Consider the following 15,976-nt stretch of genomic DNA (forward strand, 5'->3'; position numbering starts at 1 on the left):
CTGACCTATCATTTCCTATTCACTTGCAGTTTGTTCTTATCATGCCTATACCTATGCCCTTTATTGTAACTTATGATTCGCAAAAAAGGAAACCGCCCCCTCTTTTTGCTACCGTTTTTTCGCTTGAATCGGCGATTTCAGCCGCAGCCACTTTGGTGCCCACCAGTTCGCATCGCCGAGCAGCTTCATTAGAGCGGGAACGAGCATCACGCGAACAATGGTCGCGTCAATCAGAACCGCGAGGCCAAGCCCCAGACCGAGCGCCTTCATAATTTCAATATCGGTGAAAATAAACGAGCCGACGACCACGACTAGAATGAAAGCTGCGCTTGTGATCAAGCTTCCTGTTTTTTTAAGCCCCTCCGCGGTGCTTTTATCATTATCGCCGCTTGCTTCATACTCCTCCATAATGCGAGAAATCAAGAAAACTTCATAGTCCATCGAGATACCGAACACGACGCAAAAAATAATAACCGGCAGCGTAGCACTCACGTAACCAATGGACGTAATGTGCAGCAAATCTGCCAGATAGCCATGCTGAAAAACTAACACCACACAACCAAGGCTTGCCCCAAGACTGAGCATATTCATAAGAACGGCCTTAAGCGGCAGCAGAACAGATCGGAAGGCGAGCAGGAGGACGATATAGGTAATGCCCATGACGAAGGTGAGCACCGTAGGTATCTCGTTCTGAATGCGATCGATGATATCAAGCCGGTAAGCAGGGCCGCCAGTGACTGCGACATCGAGCCCGCCCCGATCCAAAGCGCGGAGCTTCCGCACGAGCCCATCCGTCGAAGTGTCATCCGGGTCCTTCTCTGGTACTATGACCAATAAGGCGGTATGCCCCTTCGCCAGCTTGCCACCTTCGATTTTTTCTTTTACGCCGGGTCCTTTTAACATGGCAGCCAATTCAGCATCTGTATGTTGGCCAAGTGAACTAAGGTAGCTCTGAATTTCCTTGACGCCGGAAATGCCTTTCACTTGATCCCCATACGCCCGAACTTGGCGTATCGCTGACTCTTCCCATACTTCAGCTTCCGTATGTACGAGGATTTGAATAGGTCCCATCATCCGCGGATCATAGGCCGTTTTCATCAAGTCCGACCCATATCTCGACTCATAGTTCGGAGGAAGCACCTCCGCATTAGGCACGCTCAGCTTCATTTGACCAATTGGAGTCATGGCATAAATCAAAGCTCCACCGACAAGAACGACCAGCAGGACCGGCCTTTTCATCACACCATAAGCGATCTTTTCCCAGAAACGGGACGTTTCCTGCTTTCGGAAGCGCTTAGGGAGTACCTGCAAAGAGTTAATTCGCTTGCCCAGCAGCCCGAGCAGAGAAAGCAGCATCGTATTGGCGACAACGACGGATATGGATACAACGATAATCCCCCCTAAGCACAAGGAGCGAAAAAAAGTGAGATCAACGAACAACATACCCAAAAGTCCGATCAATACCGCAATACCGGAGAAGAAAATAGATTTCCCAGCGGTTTGACAAGTTATCGCCACGGATTCAGCTACGTTAGGCTGCACTTTAAGCTCTTCCCGGAAGCGGCTGACGAGGAACAAGGCATAATCAATACCTACAGCAAGTCCCAGCATTGTCACCATATTGGGGAGGAAATTCGATAAGGATTGATGTTGAGCGATAAAATACGTAATTCCCAATGTAAGAGTTACACTCATGAGACCTACAATCATAGGCAGCAGCGCCGCAACTAACGTCCCAAAAACGATTAACAATACGATCAGCGCGATAGGCAATCCAATGGCTTCCGACTTGGCGATATCATGCTTACTCGCTTCCTGCATGTCATGTAGAATAGCAGGGCCGCCCGTTACATAAACCTTCATTCCTGCAGGAGGATGCACATGCTCCTTCAGCTCGGGGTATTTCTCTAGTGCCGGGTCCGTGTCTAGGTCTAAAGCAACCGTTACGGCCTGCACATCCAAGTGTCCCTCGTTTCGAGGCGAAGAGACGAAATGCACACTTTCTACGTATGGCAGCTTGCTCAAATCGGACAGCGAATCCATGATGGCCTGCTGCTGAGCTTTCTCCGTCATATCGAGGCCTTCCCCCGTATACACCAGATTGAGCGTGGTAAGCGGTACGCCAAGCTCATCTCTTAACTGGATTAAACCTTGATCCGATTCGCTGCCTTTGGGTGTAAAGCCATTGTCCTTGAGGATTCCCGGTGTTTTCTGAGCAAATATAGCGAAACTAAGGAGCAGCAGAAAGCCAATGGCAAGTACGAGCCACCGGAACCGGTACATGGCGTATCCCCATCTCCAGAATTTCCCTTTCACCGCTGATTCTCTCACATACATCCCCCTGATCTGCAAAAAGAACCTGGGGTCCCAGGTTCTTCATGTTTGTTATATCTAGTTTATCTCAAAGTATGGTTGGCATACCCGTTTCTGTGTCCAGCTCATCTATTTTAATTTCACCGATCTCTGAAATTAAAACCGAAAGCTTCGTTGACAGATCGATCTCATAAGGTTCTTTCAGTTCTCTCCCCGATTCATCCTGCAGAACTCGGACAATCGGTCTTTGCGGAACAGTCATATTTAACTTGGAGACGATCCCGAATTCGCCAGTGTTCAATTTAACGGTGATACCTAGCGGATATATCGCAATTTTATCTCGGAATAAGGCAATTTGGTTCTGATCATACATCGTGCCTGAGCCTGCAAAAAGCTGTTCCATGGCTTCATGAGGCAATAATGGCCTGCGGTACACACGGGTTGTCGTCATAGCGTCATAGGAATCCACTAACCCGATCCATCTCGAAAATTCGTTTATATCTGAACCTTGTAAACCTCTCGGATATCCGCTCCCATTAATTCGTTCATGGTGCTGAAGAGCACAATGTGCAGACAGCAGAGGAATGTTCGGTTCGTCTTTCAAAATTTGAAAACCGTACGTCGTATGCTTCTTCATCTCCGCGAACTCCTCGGAAGTCAACTGAGACGGCTTGCGCAGGATGCCGAGGGGAATTTTCGTCTTTCCGATATCATGCAGCAATGCGCCAAGTCCAAGCGTCTCCAGCTTTTCACGGCTGTATCCAAAACTAATTCCGAGCATGATGGCGTAAATACTGACATTCACTGAATGCTGGAACAAGTAGTTATCTTTTATATTCATATTATTGAGCATGACCATAGCACCCTGATGAGCGCTTAAATCGTCAATAATCATTTTCATCACATCACGGAAGTTGCGCCCGATATCATAATAACTGACGGCCCCGCGTTTGTTCGAATCTTCCATAACCTTCTTAAAAGTATCTCGAATTTCGTGAACAGCCTTGCTGCGCGTCTCATCTTGAATGATATCGACCTGAATAACGTCATCGGTCCGGGAATCTGCGATATATATGTAGTCGATACCGTAAGAAAATAGCCGATCGATTAACCTTTGTGTGAGCTCAACGTTAACGGCCAGTAAAACCATACCATCTTCGTTGTAAATATTCTTGGCCAGCCTCATTCCAGGTTGACACTTGTTGATCGGCATTAACAGCATGTAAGGACCCCCGTGTAGCTGAGCGTTATTATCTATCTAAATGTAATAGATTTCACATAAAAGTTCAACAAAAAAAACCGCATCTTTCGACGCGGTTCGCTAACAACTATAAGCCTATTTACTTAGAAACATATAGAGTGCAAAAATAATGGCTACCGCAAAACGATAGTAGGCAAAATAGGTCAGTTTCATATTTTGAACGAATTTGATAAAGGAAACAACAGCCAACAAGGCTACAATGAAGGCCACCACAAAACCAACTGCGAAAAAGGCGAAATCGTTGGATGAAAGAGCCTCGTAATTTTTCAGAAAATAAACCCCGGAAGCGCCGAACATAATCGGGATCGCCATGATAAACGTGAAGTCGGCAGATGCTGCGCGGCTAACGCCCGAGAGCATCCCTCCCGCAATCGTCGAGCCGGAACGGGAGAAGCCTGGCCAGATGGACACTAATTGCCACAATCCGATGAAGAACGCTTGGCGGTACGTCAAATCATCCAATACTTCCGTGCTTGGCCTTCCTTTCTTCTGCTCGGCAATGATCAACAGAATACCGCCCAAGACTAGTCCGATAACCACGGTCGTTGAGTTAAAAAGCTTTTCATCGACAATATCATTAAACAGAACGCCGATGACCCCGGCAGGTATAATACCGATGAGAATATGCAGCAGGTTCAGCTTTTTCCCGGTTCTGCTTTCACTTTTTCTTTTCACCAAGCCAAATAAAGATAAAATCCGTTTCCAATAAATAATGACAACAGCCATAATGGCTCCAAGCTGGATAACGAAATCAAAAGTTTTCATGACTTCGTCGTTTTGCGTGTTCAACAAGCTTTGCGCCAAAATCATATGCCCCGTAGAAGATACCGGTAAGAACTCGGTTAATCCCTCCACGATCCCAATGATGATCGCTTCAAAAATAGTATGCATGGTTTCCCCCTAAAGGTTAGAGTTTATCGTCGGACTCCTGTCCAATTATATATTCTACTTGGAACATGAGGAGTCTGACAACTTTATTGACAAAAATTGCTGTCAGTTCCTCGTGCCTGGAACGCTAATATCTGTAAATCTTGCAGAATGACTGCTTGCAATTGCCTCGTGATCGTGGAGCTCGCGGGCAAGGATGTCGCGGATAAACTCAGGAAGCATGTACACCACATCTCTCCCCCGACTTAAGGATAAGTAGCCGGATCCGAAAGTAAACATATCAATCGTGCCCACGACATAGTCACGACCAATGTCCAAGAGCTCATCGCCCACGTGTACGGCGATAACGCGTTCATAAGGTGCTCGGGAGCTGTCCACCTTGACGGTCATACCGTCAACGCTTAGCACGCCCAGCACCTCCCCCCGGAAGCCGAGTCCGCGAATCGGCTTCTCCATGAATTCGCGCAGCAGCGACTCTTCGAGCGCTTGCAGCAAATCGGCGCCGCGGATCAGCACGCGGCAGGGATTGATCGGCCCCGGGCAGATTTCAAGCAATCTGCCGCGCGTCAAGCGCCCCTCCTTCAGTCCCTGAAGGAGTTGGCCGCTGTTGACCAGCCCGATATCGGCGCTGGTCCAGCGGCGAATCCCGGCGGCAAGCAAGTTGCCTAGCGGGGATTCGCCGTACCAATCCAGGCGCAGCGGTTCCCGCAGCTGCGCCACTTCTTCATCCAGCGCCGATGCGCCGGCGATGCGGAAGTGCTCCAGCAGCGCGGCTACGCGGCTGTCATCTTCGCTGTCCGCCGTCATCGGGACGACGCTGCTCTGGAACTCGGCGATCCGGCGCTGCGCCGGATCGTAGGCAAGTTCGATGTGGCCGGCATACTGCCCGAACTTGCCGGCTGCTGCCAGATAGGTGCCGCTGATCAGGAGCGGCTCCTCCAGCACATGATGCGTATGGCCGCCGAGGATCACATCGATGCCTTCGAGTTCCTCCGCCATACGCTGATCCATCCGCAACCCCAAATGAGACAGGACCACGATGAGGTCGGTATGGGGAAGCATCAGCTCCATATGCGCCTTGACGGCCTCAATAGGATCTGTAACCTGCCATCCGAGCAGCTCATAGTAAGCCGGGTAAACGGCGGTTACACCAAGCATACCGATCTTTAATCCGGACTTCTCAATGATCAGGGAGGGCAGCAGCCAATCCGGTGTTTGATTCGTTGCTTTATCGTAAATATTACTTCCAAGAATAGGGAAATGGGCATGTTCCTTTACAACTTCTCCTAAAAACTCAGGTGTAAACGTCAACCCTTCATTATTTCCGAGAACCATCGCATCATAGCCGGTCGCATTCATGATTTCCAAATTTGCGATGGCATTGGTACCTTCCGTTTCCGGGCTCATTCGGTCCATATGATCGCCTATATCCAGCGTCAATACTTGATCGGAAGGCCACTGCTTGCGCACCCACTCAAAATACGCATTAATTTTGGGCATCATCTCAAAATGACTATGCAGATCGTTCGTATGTAAGATAAGGAGTCGTTTCATTTCTTAATTTTCAACTCATCAAGCGTCACTTTATTTTTAAATCCGAAGGTCGCTTCATCGCCGAGCGTTGCATCGTGAAGGAACCAGATATGAACAACACTTTTAACATTGAGACATTCACTGCTGCCATCCGGCACATATAAGCGTATCGGATACCCTTTTTTAAGTGGTTCACCACCCTGAGCATAGAGAAAGACAGCTGAATCCGCCTCCGCCCACGGCATTAATGCTTGAAACTCATCAACAGCCTCTACTTTCAGGTGTGTAGGCTCGATCTCCTGCTGCCCGCCACGGCTGCTTTTCCAGCTTCTGTACCACGCTTTCAAATCAAAGGCATTTCCCTCCGCATTCGGAACACGGTCTTCCAGCGCCAACTTCACTTCCGCCAGCTGAACCATTTCCTGTACGGTAAATGTTTCATTCGTTATATGTGAGTCTGACACTTGTATGCGTAAATCTGCTTGCACCGTAACCATTCTCCTCTCGTCCCGTAAGCTCGCTTTGCCATCTCTAGGCACTTTCCATTATACCATTCCAAGGCCAAAATATGATATGCTGTAAGGGAATCTAACACTAAGCATTTAGGAGCAAATCCGTGAATATACACATCCAACTTTTCGCAGGTCTTGTTGAAATTTTCGGGACTTCCGTCCTACACATGCAGATCGAACAAGAAGCCGTTTCCATCGAGGAGCTTAGAAAGCTGATCGCAATCGAGTATCCGACAGCTGCATCTCAACTGAAAACTTGTTTTTTTGCTAAAAATCAAGAATATGCTGGCGATGAGGTCATCGTCACTGCGGTTGACGAGCTTGCTCTCATTCCGCCAGTTTCCGGAGGCCAGCCTTCTTTATACGAGATTACCCACGAAACGATTGATGCACAGCAGGTTGCCGCTAAAGTGAACCATCCCAATCACGGCGCTTCGCTCGTTTTCATTGGGACTACCCGGGAAATGACGTATGGGCAGCGGACTGTCCTATTGGAATATGAAGCCTACGTCCCAATGGCCATAAAAACGATGGAAGCAATCGGTCAAGAAATCGCTGACCGCTGGCCGGGCACCCTTAGTGCGATCACCCACCGTTTGGGTAAGGTAGCTATTGCCGAGGCTAGCGTTGTTATTGCTGTTTCTTCGCCTCACCGAGCCGACTGCTATGATGCAAGCCGCTACGCCATCGAACGTTTGAAACAGATCGTACCCATCTGGAAAAAAGAAATTTGGGAAGATGGCTCAGAGTGGAAAGGCAGCCAAACAGGCCCTTGGAATCCGCTCCAAGCGCCACCTTTGGAATAGATTGAATTGGAGATGACTTACGTGGATACATTTTTACATACATCGCAAGAAAATGGCGTAGATGCGCGCTATTCCAGACAAGTACTTTTTTCCCCTATTGGTCTCGAAGGACAGCGCAAACTTATTGGCAGCCGCGTCGCCATCGTAGGCATGGGTGCCCTGGGCACAGTGCTTGCCAATCATATGGTTCGCGCAGGAGTCGGATATGTCCGATTAATTGACCGCGATTTTGTAGAGGACAGCAATTTGCAACGGCAAATGCTGTACGACGAAGAGGATGCTGCTGCGATGACACCTAAGGCAGTTGCAGCAGCCAAACGTTTACAACTAGTAAATTCACTTGTCACAATTGAACCGCATGTTACGGATCTTAACGCCACGAATGCCGAGGACTTGTTAGGCGATGTCGATTTAATTCTGGACGGCACGGATAACTTCTCGGTCCGCTTCCTTATTAACGATGTGAGCATCAAACTGGGCATTCCCTGGATTTATGGCGGCGCCGTCGCTTCCAGAGGTGTCTCTTTGACGATCCTTCCAGGACAGACTCCTTGTCTGCGCTGTTTGTTCACCCAAGCTCCCGCTGCAGGCACAACAGAAACCTGCGATACGGCCGGAGTGATTGGCGGTATTATTCATGTCGTTGCTTCTTTTCAAGCGACTGAGGCTTTTAAACTGCTGATTGGCGCTACGGATCATCTCAATCTTAAGATGCAGCAGTGGGACCTATGGTTTAATCAACACTCAGCCATAAGTGTGACCGGCGCACTAAAAGCAGATTGTCCCGCCTGTGCCAAAAAGCAGTATGATTACTTGGAAGCTGAGATGGACAGCGACACCATTCAGTCCTTATGCGGTCGTAACTCGGTACAGATTCATCCTGTTATTCCAGCTGCCAAGCCGCTTGAGTACTGGGAAAAACGCTTGAAACCTCTAGGTCCGGTTGAGCGAAACCGTTTCCTCTTAAAGTTCCAACCTGGTCCCGATTTGCAGATGGTTATTTTCCCAGACGGGCGCGTCCTCATCCAAGGAACGGATGATTTAATTCAGGCCAAAAGTCTTTACAGCCGTTATATTGGGATGTAGTATTACAATATACCTACATGAATATAGGATTGGGAGAGGAAATTCAATGCATATACATGTGCTTCAACTCATTGTTGGCGATAGACTGATTTCCGATTCCTACAATACAAAAGGACTTCATCTTTTATCAGCAGGTACTGTGGTGGATGCAAGCGACATCATGATGCTTAACCGCCACAATGTGGAATATGTGGATATTGCCCAAAGGGTTACGGAAACTGATCTTGAGCCAGCAGAATTGTCCCAAGCAAAGCTGGCTCAACTCACGTGTTTTCACGATTGCATTTCTGGTATCAAAGACATTTTTCTTACGGCAGAAACCGAGGGAATCTTATCTAATCAGAAAATAGAATCCGCTTTCAATCCGTTAATCAAGAGCCTTGAGGAAGAGAATGATGTCGTCTCTTTGCTTATTTCTTTAACCAGCCAAGATGATTATACCTACCTGCACAGTGTACAAGTAGGCATGCTGTCCTACTATATCGCCAAATGGATGGATAAGAGCGAGAAAGAAGCGCTTATCATTGGCAAAGCAGGCTATTTGCACGATGTCGGCAAATGCAAAATCCCCCTTGAAATCATGAATAAGCCCGATAAGCTAACTAATGACGAATTCAGTGACATGCAGAGGCATACCATCTATGGCTATGAGATCATCAAAAATTCCTTAAAAGACAACACCCTTGCTCTCGTTGCGCTTGAGCACCATGAGCGTATGGACGGTACAGGCTATCCATTACGCAAAAAAAATACGGAAATACACTCCTACTCCCGTATTGTTGCCGTTGCGGATGTTTACAGCGCTATGATCAACGACAGGGTTTATCAAAAAAAACGTGACCTCTTGTTCGTTCTGAAAGAACTTCACCGGATGAGCTTTGGACAGCTTGATCCGAAGATCACCCAAGTGTTTATTCGCAATATGATTCCTAACTTTATCGGCAAAAAAGTGTCCCTGAGCGACGGAAGAGTCGGTACAATCGTTATGACGAATCCTTCCGATTTTTTCCGGCCGCTCATCAACATCGATCATGAATTTCTGGATCTTTCACAGCTGAACGGTGTTGAAATAACGGCAATCGCGGTATGAGAGGTTTTAAATAATAAGAGAGCTGACCGCTAGAGCAATACCGATATATACGGAAGCAAGCAGAGTGCCAACAGCCACGTTGCCTTCTTTTAACTGGTCGGAGAGCTTCACGCCTGGCGTCAGCCAATCAAAGACCCAGTAAGTCGCAAGTAAACAGACGTAACCTACCGCAAACCATAAGCTCATATGCCAAATCGAGGAGTTGCTGTACGCGGCAATTGCCAGCACAATCGCAGTTGCAATAAATTTGCCGCCCATCGTAATTCCAACGGCGACATTCCCTTTATTAATTTCCTCCATATCGCGGTAGGGCGTCATTAAGCTAAATATATACATCCCTGCAAATTGCAGCAGGACAATAACAAATAAGCTAATTACAATATTCAATACTATCATTCTGCCCACCCCCGAAATTTCGCCATGGATTGATCATAATTGCTGTAATCGTGTACTTCCTCTAAAATAACCTGAACTTCCTTCTTATTTTTGAAATTTTGATAGCGATCCTCCGGAATAGGTTGCTTTACTTTCTGACCTGTCGGAAGATCTGCAACCGCGAAATAGCGGAATTTTCCATCCAGTTCCGTTTTATATACGCCTATCAGTTTCACATCCGTCTTAATTTCAACTTTAAGTTCAGCCAAATCTTTATCGGCTTCTTCCTTGGTTTTAAACGTTTTGATCGGCTTCCATTGTGATAACGTGACGTCATTCTTTCCTTGACTGTCCGTTTTCATTGTTGCCTGCATATAGCTAAGTACATAGACCTGATCGCCGGTTGCAAAATTCTGGTCATTCGATATTCGCTCATTATTAGGCAGCAGAACCAAATCCCCATCGAGCAAATCCCCGACCTTCGCTTGCTGCACTTGATAATCCCAAGGCACTTCGCCATTCACGCCGCTTATGCTTGCTGAGCTCCCAACTGTTGCAGAACTTAAGACAGAGGGTTTCTTATTGAACAGGCTGCTAATGCCCCAAATCATCAAGATGACGACCAAGGCGATCGACGCCATTATCCAAAATCGTCTTTGTTTCAAGGTGCTTTCACTCCAATCGGTACAAATTGACTTGCATTCCCTGTAATTTTCCCGCCTGCTCGGCCTAGGAGCCCACAAGGAGTTCCGCCCAGTACAAAGAGTCCCGTTAATAAATGCCTATTTCCATGAGCAAAACCTATCTCCGGCAAATCAGCCCTTTGCTGATATACACGCTTAAAAAAAACACTTGTGTCAAAGCCAGCTTCATCCTTGACCTCCAAAACACCTGTAGCATCATAGAGCTCAACGGAGCCCCCTTCTCTTCCAAACATCGATTTGGATACGTAATCCCCTGACAACTCTGGAGAAAAAAAGGTAGGCAGCATATAAGCAGCTATTGCTTTGTGCTCATCCAAGGTAAACATAGCAGAGTTCTTCTTATGCAACTCCCATATAAGAGCTTGGAGCCCCTTCGACTGCAAGATAACCGCATGCAAAGGATTGAACAATTGGATGAATTGTTCTTCGATCGCATAGGAGAGCGCTTCTCCCCCATCATCAATCCCCATCCATTCTTTTGGGTACAGCGCAAACATGTTGGAGATGATTTGATGATCGCCAACCTTGACCACGCCTTCGTCAATCCACAGATCCAGACAGTCTACACATGTCATGGTTCTTCCGCTATGGGCAACGAGAGCGTCAATGGTTCCCGTATCTTCCGCATGCCGGCCATAAGCAATACAAGCGGCGAAGTCCGGAGCTTCAATGTCCCATGCTGCGCGAATCAGGTTTTTCATTTCTGCATTTGGAGAGACAAGCCCGATTTGTTCGCAAAGCCACGGTGTTGCAATCGCGGCTTCCACATAACCGGTCGGAGTGTCTGCATTGAGCTCTAAGAGCTTAATTTCCCCCTGCTGATTCACCGTAAAATCAAATCTTGCATAGCGGCTAATAGCTCCAATGTCATTCAGTTCCAGCCGATCGAGACCATCCCAAAGTACTTCGGGAATCGACAACTGTTCATATAATGACCTGTTCCCTTTTACATAGCGAACAGCTTTATCAAATACGCGCCACAATGACTCCGCCGCGACGATTAGCTTGGCATACGTTTGCTGCTCCATCAGCACAACTTGATCGATCCAGTAAGCTTCATCTTCCAGATTAGCCCATGTGAATCCAAGCTCTGCCAGCTGCTGGACTCTATGCTCTCTTTCCGGTGACGGTGTTCCGATGACTTCGAAGACCACTGCATTAACCTCCTGAGCTGGATGAAGAGCTGAACCCGCTCGATTTGCCGCCTATGCTGCCCGTTGAGGTGGATGTTGATTTCGAGCTTGATGTTGTGCCGCTGCTCGTGCCAGATCCGCTAACAGAGCCTGTTGTCCCCGGCTTCGTGTTCGAAGAGGATGACTTGTTCGTCGTAAATGTACCAGAGCCGCTTGATGTTGTTGGCGATTTCGTCGTGGAACGATTGGAGAACGTGCTTGGTTGATACGTTTTGGTCACATAAGGTGTATTGGAACGATAGTAATAAGAGCGGTGACTGCTTCCCCAACTGCTTGAGGAATATGGACTTGGGCTATTAAAAATGAGATGGTACAACAACAGATCATCCCATCCAAACCCACTCCCCCCGCCAACATTGTTCACGATAATGGGTGTTGTGCCTCCACTCGTTGAACCGCCTCCGGCAGTTGGCGTTGGAGATGGCGATGGCGATGGCGATGCCGCGCCTGAAGCCAGCGGTACCGGTAAATTCCAGTCAACCGCAGGATCGAAGTATGTCTTCACTTCGTCGGTAGACCATTCCACCAGCTTTGATGATGTGGCGTTTGGTGTAGGCGACTCTGCGGCATGCGCCGGGAGCAGCAGCAGTTGACCCGCGAGTATGAGGCTTAAGGAAGCTGAAAATACCTTGAGCGGTCTTTTCACTACTTGTTCCCTCCCCCATCTGAACCAACTGCAACAAGTAAAAGCTCGAACACATTTAAATCCAAATTCAATCTTCCTTCTATCATTTCATATTCCTTGCCGCCAATGAGCACATAATTCGCTGCATCTAAAGCTTGCATCAGCTTTTCATCCCATGTGCGCTCACTAATTTTCAAAAGCTGTCCATCTGCTAATTTTTCGAAAAGAGTAATCGTCATTCGGTTTCATCCTCCCTCATCAAAGACTTCATAATAGATAAAACGCACGAACCGTCTATTTGTTTCAGCTTGCTAAAAAATAATAAAAGTCTACCCCTAAGGATAGACTTGAATGGCTTAATATACAACACGTTTTGCTCGGAGGAACGTTTTTTTCCAATAAGCTTTATTGATATTACTGATCTGAACCCCATTCTTCGGTGCTGGAGAAGCATGGAGCATTTGCATGTTGCCAATATAGATGCCGACATGTCCGACAGTTTTATTGGTTTTGAAGCGACCTGGGACATAGAAGAACATCAAATCGCCTTTACGCAAAGATTTACGGCTAACCAAACTGCCTACCGCCGCTTGTTGGCGGGCAAGTCTCGGAAGTTTTACGTTATATTTGCCAAACACATACTGGGTAAACGTTGAGCAATCAAATCGGCCTGTTTGTGGGTATGGACCGGTTCCGAATTTATATTTAACCCCTTTATACTGTTCGCCTTTGTTAATCATGCTGTTAACATTAATGTCTTTCAATACGGGAATAGCGTCTCCACCGGACTGTGACCAGACTTGCAGATCATGATGGGCATGAATATCTTGAGAGGCTGGGCTCTCCCCTTTCACTGCTCCTCCTTTGAACGGATCATTCGGATCGTCCGCAAACGCAAGCTCCGGAGAGTCAGCGCTAGGATCGGGAGCATCCTCATTCTCAAGGGGCGTAATCGGAGAGGGATGGATGTTCAACTGCTTACCACTTACTTCGTATGACATTTCTTCTTGAAACAAATCAGAGATGGCGGAGACAGGTAAGTAAATGACATCGCCTTCTTTGACAAAATCTTGATGGACGTGAATTTCTGCCCCGTCCTTCATCGCTTTTTTGGAATTCACCGATATTTCAAAGTTCGCATCATTGTCGCCAATTAGCAGTTTCTGAGCACCAGCATCCCACTCGGATTGAAACTTTAATGTTTGAATGAGTTCTCGAGCATCTACATAATTGGCATTATTGATCACTTTAATGGGTATTACAGCATCATCATTTCCTAATTTGGTGATACCATTTCCTTGTGACAAGCTGTGAGGAAGCGCATTACTTGTACCTGATTGTGTCACTCCGTTCGGTGATGGTGCAACGTTATTTGGGGCCGCATGATCCTTCCCACAAGCTGTTGTTGTTGCGATAGCGACAACCATACTCCCTATTGCTGCTAGTTTCAGCCTTTTCCACATACCTTCACTTCTCTCCTTTAGGGACACATTATGATCCTCTTTAGGGTGAGATTTGTGCGAAATAAATATGCATGAACCAAAGGTGGAGCCTCTTGGAGCATGTTGGAAAGGAATTAGGCAGACAGTTAAAGGTAATTTTTCCGAATTCATCGAATACAGTTAGTGTGTAAAATGTTTAAAGAAGGAGTGGTAAAAATGGCAGGTTTTTAAACGGTCTTTTAGGAAACTTCTCAGAAGTTTCTGTAGAAGAACTCTCGCGGCAGTATGGCATATATCTGATGCCTAATGAAAAGGTGACAACAGGCTTCAAATTGGTCAGGGATACATTCGTTGTAACTGACGAAAGAATTATTTTGATCGATCACCAGGGAGTTACAGGCAAAAAAACGAGAATTGCCTCCATTGATTTAGACTCCATTTATGAAGTGACAATGGAAACCGCGGGCACAGGTTTTGATGATAGTGAATTGACCATTCACTATATTACATCTCCCTATTTCAAAGCAAACAATGTATCAACCGCAGCTTATAAATTTGAGTTTGGCAAAAAGTTCAACCTTCAGCCCTTTTACGTTGCTATACTTACGCTGGCAACGCAAAATCGTAAACGAATTAATGCTTAACAACCCTCGACATTGCATAAAACGGTTTAAAAAAAGCGTACCCGAGAATATCCGGGTGCGCTTTTTTTGGAGTTACATCTATTAACCGATAGAACCTTCCATCTCGAACTTGATTAGACGGTTCATTTCCACGGCATATTCCATTGGAAGTTCTTTCGTGAATGGCTCAATGAAGCCCATAACGATCATTTGTGTTGCTTCAGCTTCCGTTAAACCACGGCTCATGAGGTAGAATAATTGATCCTCAGACACTTTGGATACAGTCGCTTCATGCTCCAGCGTAATGTTATCGTTCATGATTTCATTGTAAGGAATTGTATCGGATGTTGACTCGTTATCTAGAATCAACGTATCACATTTGATATTCGCTTTGGATCCTTGGGAATTACGTCCGAAGGAAGCCAGACCACGGTAAGTTACTTTACCGCCGTGTTTGGAGATGGACTTGGACACGATCGTTGACGTTGTATCCGGAGCCAGATGCGTCATTTTGGCGCCTGCATCTTGGTGCTGACCTTTACCTGCTACTGCGATGGAAAGAACCATCCCTTTAGCGCCGCGGCCTTTCAGCACAACAGCTGGGTACTTCATAGTCAGCTTGGAACCAATGTTGCCATCGACCCACTCCATGGTAGCTCCTTCTTCTGCAACCGCACGTTTCGTAACGAGGTTGTAGATGTTCGGTGCCCAGTTTTGGATCGTTGTGTAACGCGCACGGGAATTTTTGAGACATACGATCTCAACAACCGCGCTATGAAGGGAGTTCGTGCTGTAGATCGGAGCTGTACAGCCTTCTACATAGTGCACGAAGCTTTCTTCGTCCGTGATAATCAATGTACGCTCGAATTGACCCATGTTCTCGGAGTTAATACGGAAGTATGCTTGCAATGGAACTTCGCACTTCACGCCTTTAGGGACGTAAATAAAGGAACCACCGGACCATACCGCACTGTTCAGAGCAGCGAATTTATTGTCGCTTGGCGGGATGATGGTACCGAAGTATTTTCTGAACAGTTCAGGATGTTCGCGAAGAGCTGTATCCGTATCTGTGAAGATAACACCTTGATCTTCAAGCTCTTTTTGCATGCTGTGGTAAACAACTTCGGATTCGTATTGTGCTGATACACCGGCAAGGAACTTTTGTTCTGCTTCCGGAATACCCAGCTTATCGAATGTTTCTTTAATCTCGGTTGGAACTTCTTCCCATGTTTTACCTTGTTTCTCAGATGGTTTTACATAGTACTGGATGTCATTAAAATCAAGATCATCCATGTTGCCGCCCCAACGAGGCATCGGCATTTTGAAGAACTGCTCCAAGGATTTCAGACGAAACTCCAGCATCCAATCCGGCTCGCCCTTCATTCTGGAGATTTCTTCAACGATTTCACGAGTTAAACCTTTTCCCGATTGGAAAATCGATTTGTGCTCATCTCGGAAACCATACTTATAATCTTCGAGATCTGGCATTTGTTTTGCCATGGTTAATTCCTCCTTAACGTTTTTG

At 46.8% G+C, this 15,976-nt stretch carries 15 protein-coding genes and 1 pseudogene; 4 read left to right on the forward strand and 12 right to left on the reverse strand.

What is annotated here, in order from left to right:
* Positions 1–108 precede the first annotated feature (108 nt).
* The 5 genes from J2Z65_RS14180 to J2Z65_RS14200 form a co-directional block, all read right to left on the reverse strand.
* Entirely contained in the window at positions 109–2,337 is a 2,229-nt protein-coding gene (locus J2Z65_RS14180; RefSeq protein WP_167061223.1) for an MMPL family transporter, read from the reverse strand.
* 64 nt (positions 2,338–2,401) lie between these two features.
* The gene (locus J2Z65_RS14185; protein ID WP_167061226.1) at positions 2,402–3,535 is read right to left on the reverse strand and encodes an HD-GYP domain-containing protein; all 1,134 of its coding nucleotides are present in this window, start codon (positions 3,533–3,535) and stop codon (positions 2,402–2,404) included.
* 114 nt (positions 3,536–3,649) lie between these two features.
* Positions 3,650–4,465, reverse strand: coding sequence for an undecaprenyl-diphosphate phosphatase (locus J2Z65_RS14190; protein WP_167061229.1), 816 nt, complete (start codon positions 4,463–4,465; stop codon positions 3,650–3,652).
* Positions 4,466–4,567: 102 nt separating this feature from the next.
* Complete coding sequence (locus J2Z65_RS14195; protein WP_167061232.1) at positions 4,568–6,016, reverse strand: bifunctional metallophosphatase/5'-nucleotidase; 1,449 nt, start codon at positions 6,014–6,016, stop codon at positions 4,568–4,570.
* Entirely contained in the window at positions 6,013–6,483 is a 471-nt protein-coding gene (locus J2Z65_RS14200) for a hypothetical protein (RefSeq protein WP_167061234.1), read from the reverse strand. Before J2Z65_RS14200 ends, J2Z65_RS14195 begins: the two co-directional genes overlap by 4 nt.
* Positions 6,484–6,611: 128 nt before the next feature.
* Between J2Z65_RS14200 and J2Z65_RS35705 the strand changes: the two genes are divergently transcribed.
* Genes J2Z65_RS35705 through J2Z65_RS14215 form a run of 3 tightly spaced genes read left to right on the forward strand, consistent with a single transcriptional unit; the run spans position 6,612 to position 9,489 of the window.
* Positions 6,612–7,313, forward strand: coding sequence for a molybdenum cofactor biosynthesis protein MoaE (locus J2Z65_RS35705; RefSeq protein WP_167061237.1), 702 nt, complete (start codon positions 6,612–6,614; stop codon positions 7,311–7,313).
* Between the two features lie 21 nt (positions 7,314–7,334).
* The gene (locus J2Z65_RS14210) at positions 7,335–8,399 is read left to right on the forward strand and encodes a ThiF family adenylyltransferase (RefSeq protein ID WP_338111721.1); all 1,065 of its coding nucleotides are present in this window, start codon (positions 7,335–7,337) and stop codon (positions 8,397–8,399) included.
* 46 nt (positions 8,400–8,445) lie between these two features.
* The gene (locus tag J2Z65_RS14215) at positions 8,446–9,489 is read left to right on the forward strand and encodes an HD-GYP domain-containing protein (RefSeq protein ID WP_167061240.1); all 1,044 of its coding nucleotides are present in this window, start codon (positions 8,446–8,448) and stop codon (positions 9,487–9,489) included.
* Between the two features lie 6 nt (positions 9,490–9,495).
* Here J2Z65_RS14215 and J2Z65_RS14220 read toward each other — a convergent pair whose 3' ends face one another.
* The 6 genes from J2Z65_RS14220 to J2Z65_RS14245 form a co-directional block, all read right to left on the reverse strand.
* Complete coding sequence (locus J2Z65_RS14220; protein ID WP_167061244.1) at positions 9,496–9,885, reverse strand: DUF350 domain-containing protein; 390 nt, start codon at positions 9,883–9,885, stop codon at positions 9,496–9,498.
* A complete protein-coding gene (locus J2Z65_RS14225; protein ID WP_167061247.1) occupies positions 9,882–10,529 on the reverse strand; it encodes a hypothetical protein in 648 nt (215 codons plus the stop codon). Before J2Z65_RS14225 ends, J2Z65_RS14220 begins: the two co-directional genes overlap by 4 nt.
* On the reverse strand, positions 10,526–11,722 hold the full coding sequence (locus tag J2Z65_RS14230; RefSeq protein WP_167061250.1) for a glutathionylspermidine synthase family protein: 1,197 nt from the start codon (positions 11,720–11,722) through the stop codon (positions 10,526–10,528). Before J2Z65_RS14230 ends, J2Z65_RS14225 begins: the two co-directional genes overlap by 4 nt.
* A 4-nt stretch (positions 11,723–11,726) precedes the next feature.
* Entirely contained in the window at positions 11,727–12,407 is a 681-nt protein-coding gene (locus tag J2Z65_RS14235; RefSeq protein ID WP_167061253.1) for a hypothetical protein, read from the reverse strand.
* Complete coding sequence (locus J2Z65_RS14240) at positions 12,407–12,625, reverse strand: hypothetical protein (RefSeq protein WP_167061256.1); 219 nt, start codon at positions 12,623–12,625, stop codon at positions 12,407–12,409. Before J2Z65_RS14240 ends, J2Z65_RS14235 begins: the two co-directional genes overlap by 1 nt.
* Positions 12,626–12,742: 117 nt before the next feature.
* Entirely contained in the window at positions 12,743–13,849 is a 1,107-nt protein-coding gene (locus J2Z65_RS14245; protein WP_167061258.1) for a C40 family peptidase, read from the reverse strand.
* Between the two features lie 215 nt (positions 13,850–14,064).
* On the opposite strand from J2Z65_RS14245, the pseudogene J2Z65_RS14250 reads away from it, so the two are divergent.
* A pseudogene (locus J2Z65_RS14250) lies at positions 14,065–14,472 on the forward strand (PH domain-containing protein); the annotation flags it as partial.
* 81 nt (positions 14,473–14,553) lie between these two features.
* On the opposite strand, the gene sufB reads toward J2Z65_RS14250, so the two are convergent.
* Positions 14,554–15,951: a Fe-S cluster assembly protein SufB gene (gene sufB / locus J2Z65_RS14255; RefSeq protein WP_167061261.1), complete on the reverse strand. Its 1,398-nt coding sequence runs from the start codon at positions 15,949–15,951 to the stop codon at positions 14,554–14,556.
* Positions 15,952–15,976 lie beyond the last annotated feature (25 nt).

Source organism: Paenibacillus aceris (assembly GCF_017874035.1).
Classification (GTDB): domain Bacteria; phylum Bacillota; class Bacilli; order Paenibacillales; family NBRC-103111; genus Paenibacillus_E; species Paenibacillus_E aceris.

Bases quoted from the DNA above. Each gene is read 5' to 3' on its own strand.
- J2Z65_RS14180 (WP_167061223.1), bottom strand. From the start codon at position 2,337: ATGTATGTGAGAGAATCAGCGGTGAAAGGGAAATTCTGGAGATGGGGA.
- J2Z65_RS14185 (WP_167061226.1), bottom strand. From the start codon at position 3,535: ATGCTGTTAATGCCGATCAACAAGTGTCAACCTGGAATGAGGCTGGCC.
- J2Z65_RS14190 (WP_167061229.1), bottom strand. From the start codon at position 4,465: ATGCATACTATTTTTGAAGCGATCATCATTGGGATCGTGGAGGGATTA.
- J2Z65_RS14195 (WP_167061232.1), bottom strand. From the start codon at position 6,016: ATGAAACGACTCCTTATCTTACATACGAACGATCTGCATAGTCATTTT.
- J2Z65_RS14215 (WP_167061240.1), top strand. From the start codon at position 8,446: ATGCATATACATGTGCTTCAACTCATTGTTGGCGATAGACTGATTTCC.
- J2Z65_RS14220 (WP_167061244.1), bottom strand. From the start codon at position 9,885: ATGATAGTATTGAATATTGTAATTAGCTTATTTGTTATTGTCCTGCTG.
- J2Z65_RS14240 (WP_167061256.1), bottom strand. From the start codon at position 12,625: ATGACGATTACTCTTTTCGAAAAATTAGCAGATGGACAGCTTTTGAAA.
- J2Z65_RS14245 (WP_167061258.1), bottom strand. From the start codon at position 13,849: ATGTGGAAAAGGCTGAAACTAGCAGCAATAGGGAGTATGGTTGTCGCT.
- sufB (WP_167061261.1), bottom strand. From the start codon at position 15,951: ATGGCAAAACAAATGCCAGATCTCGAAGATTATAAGTATGGTTTCCGA.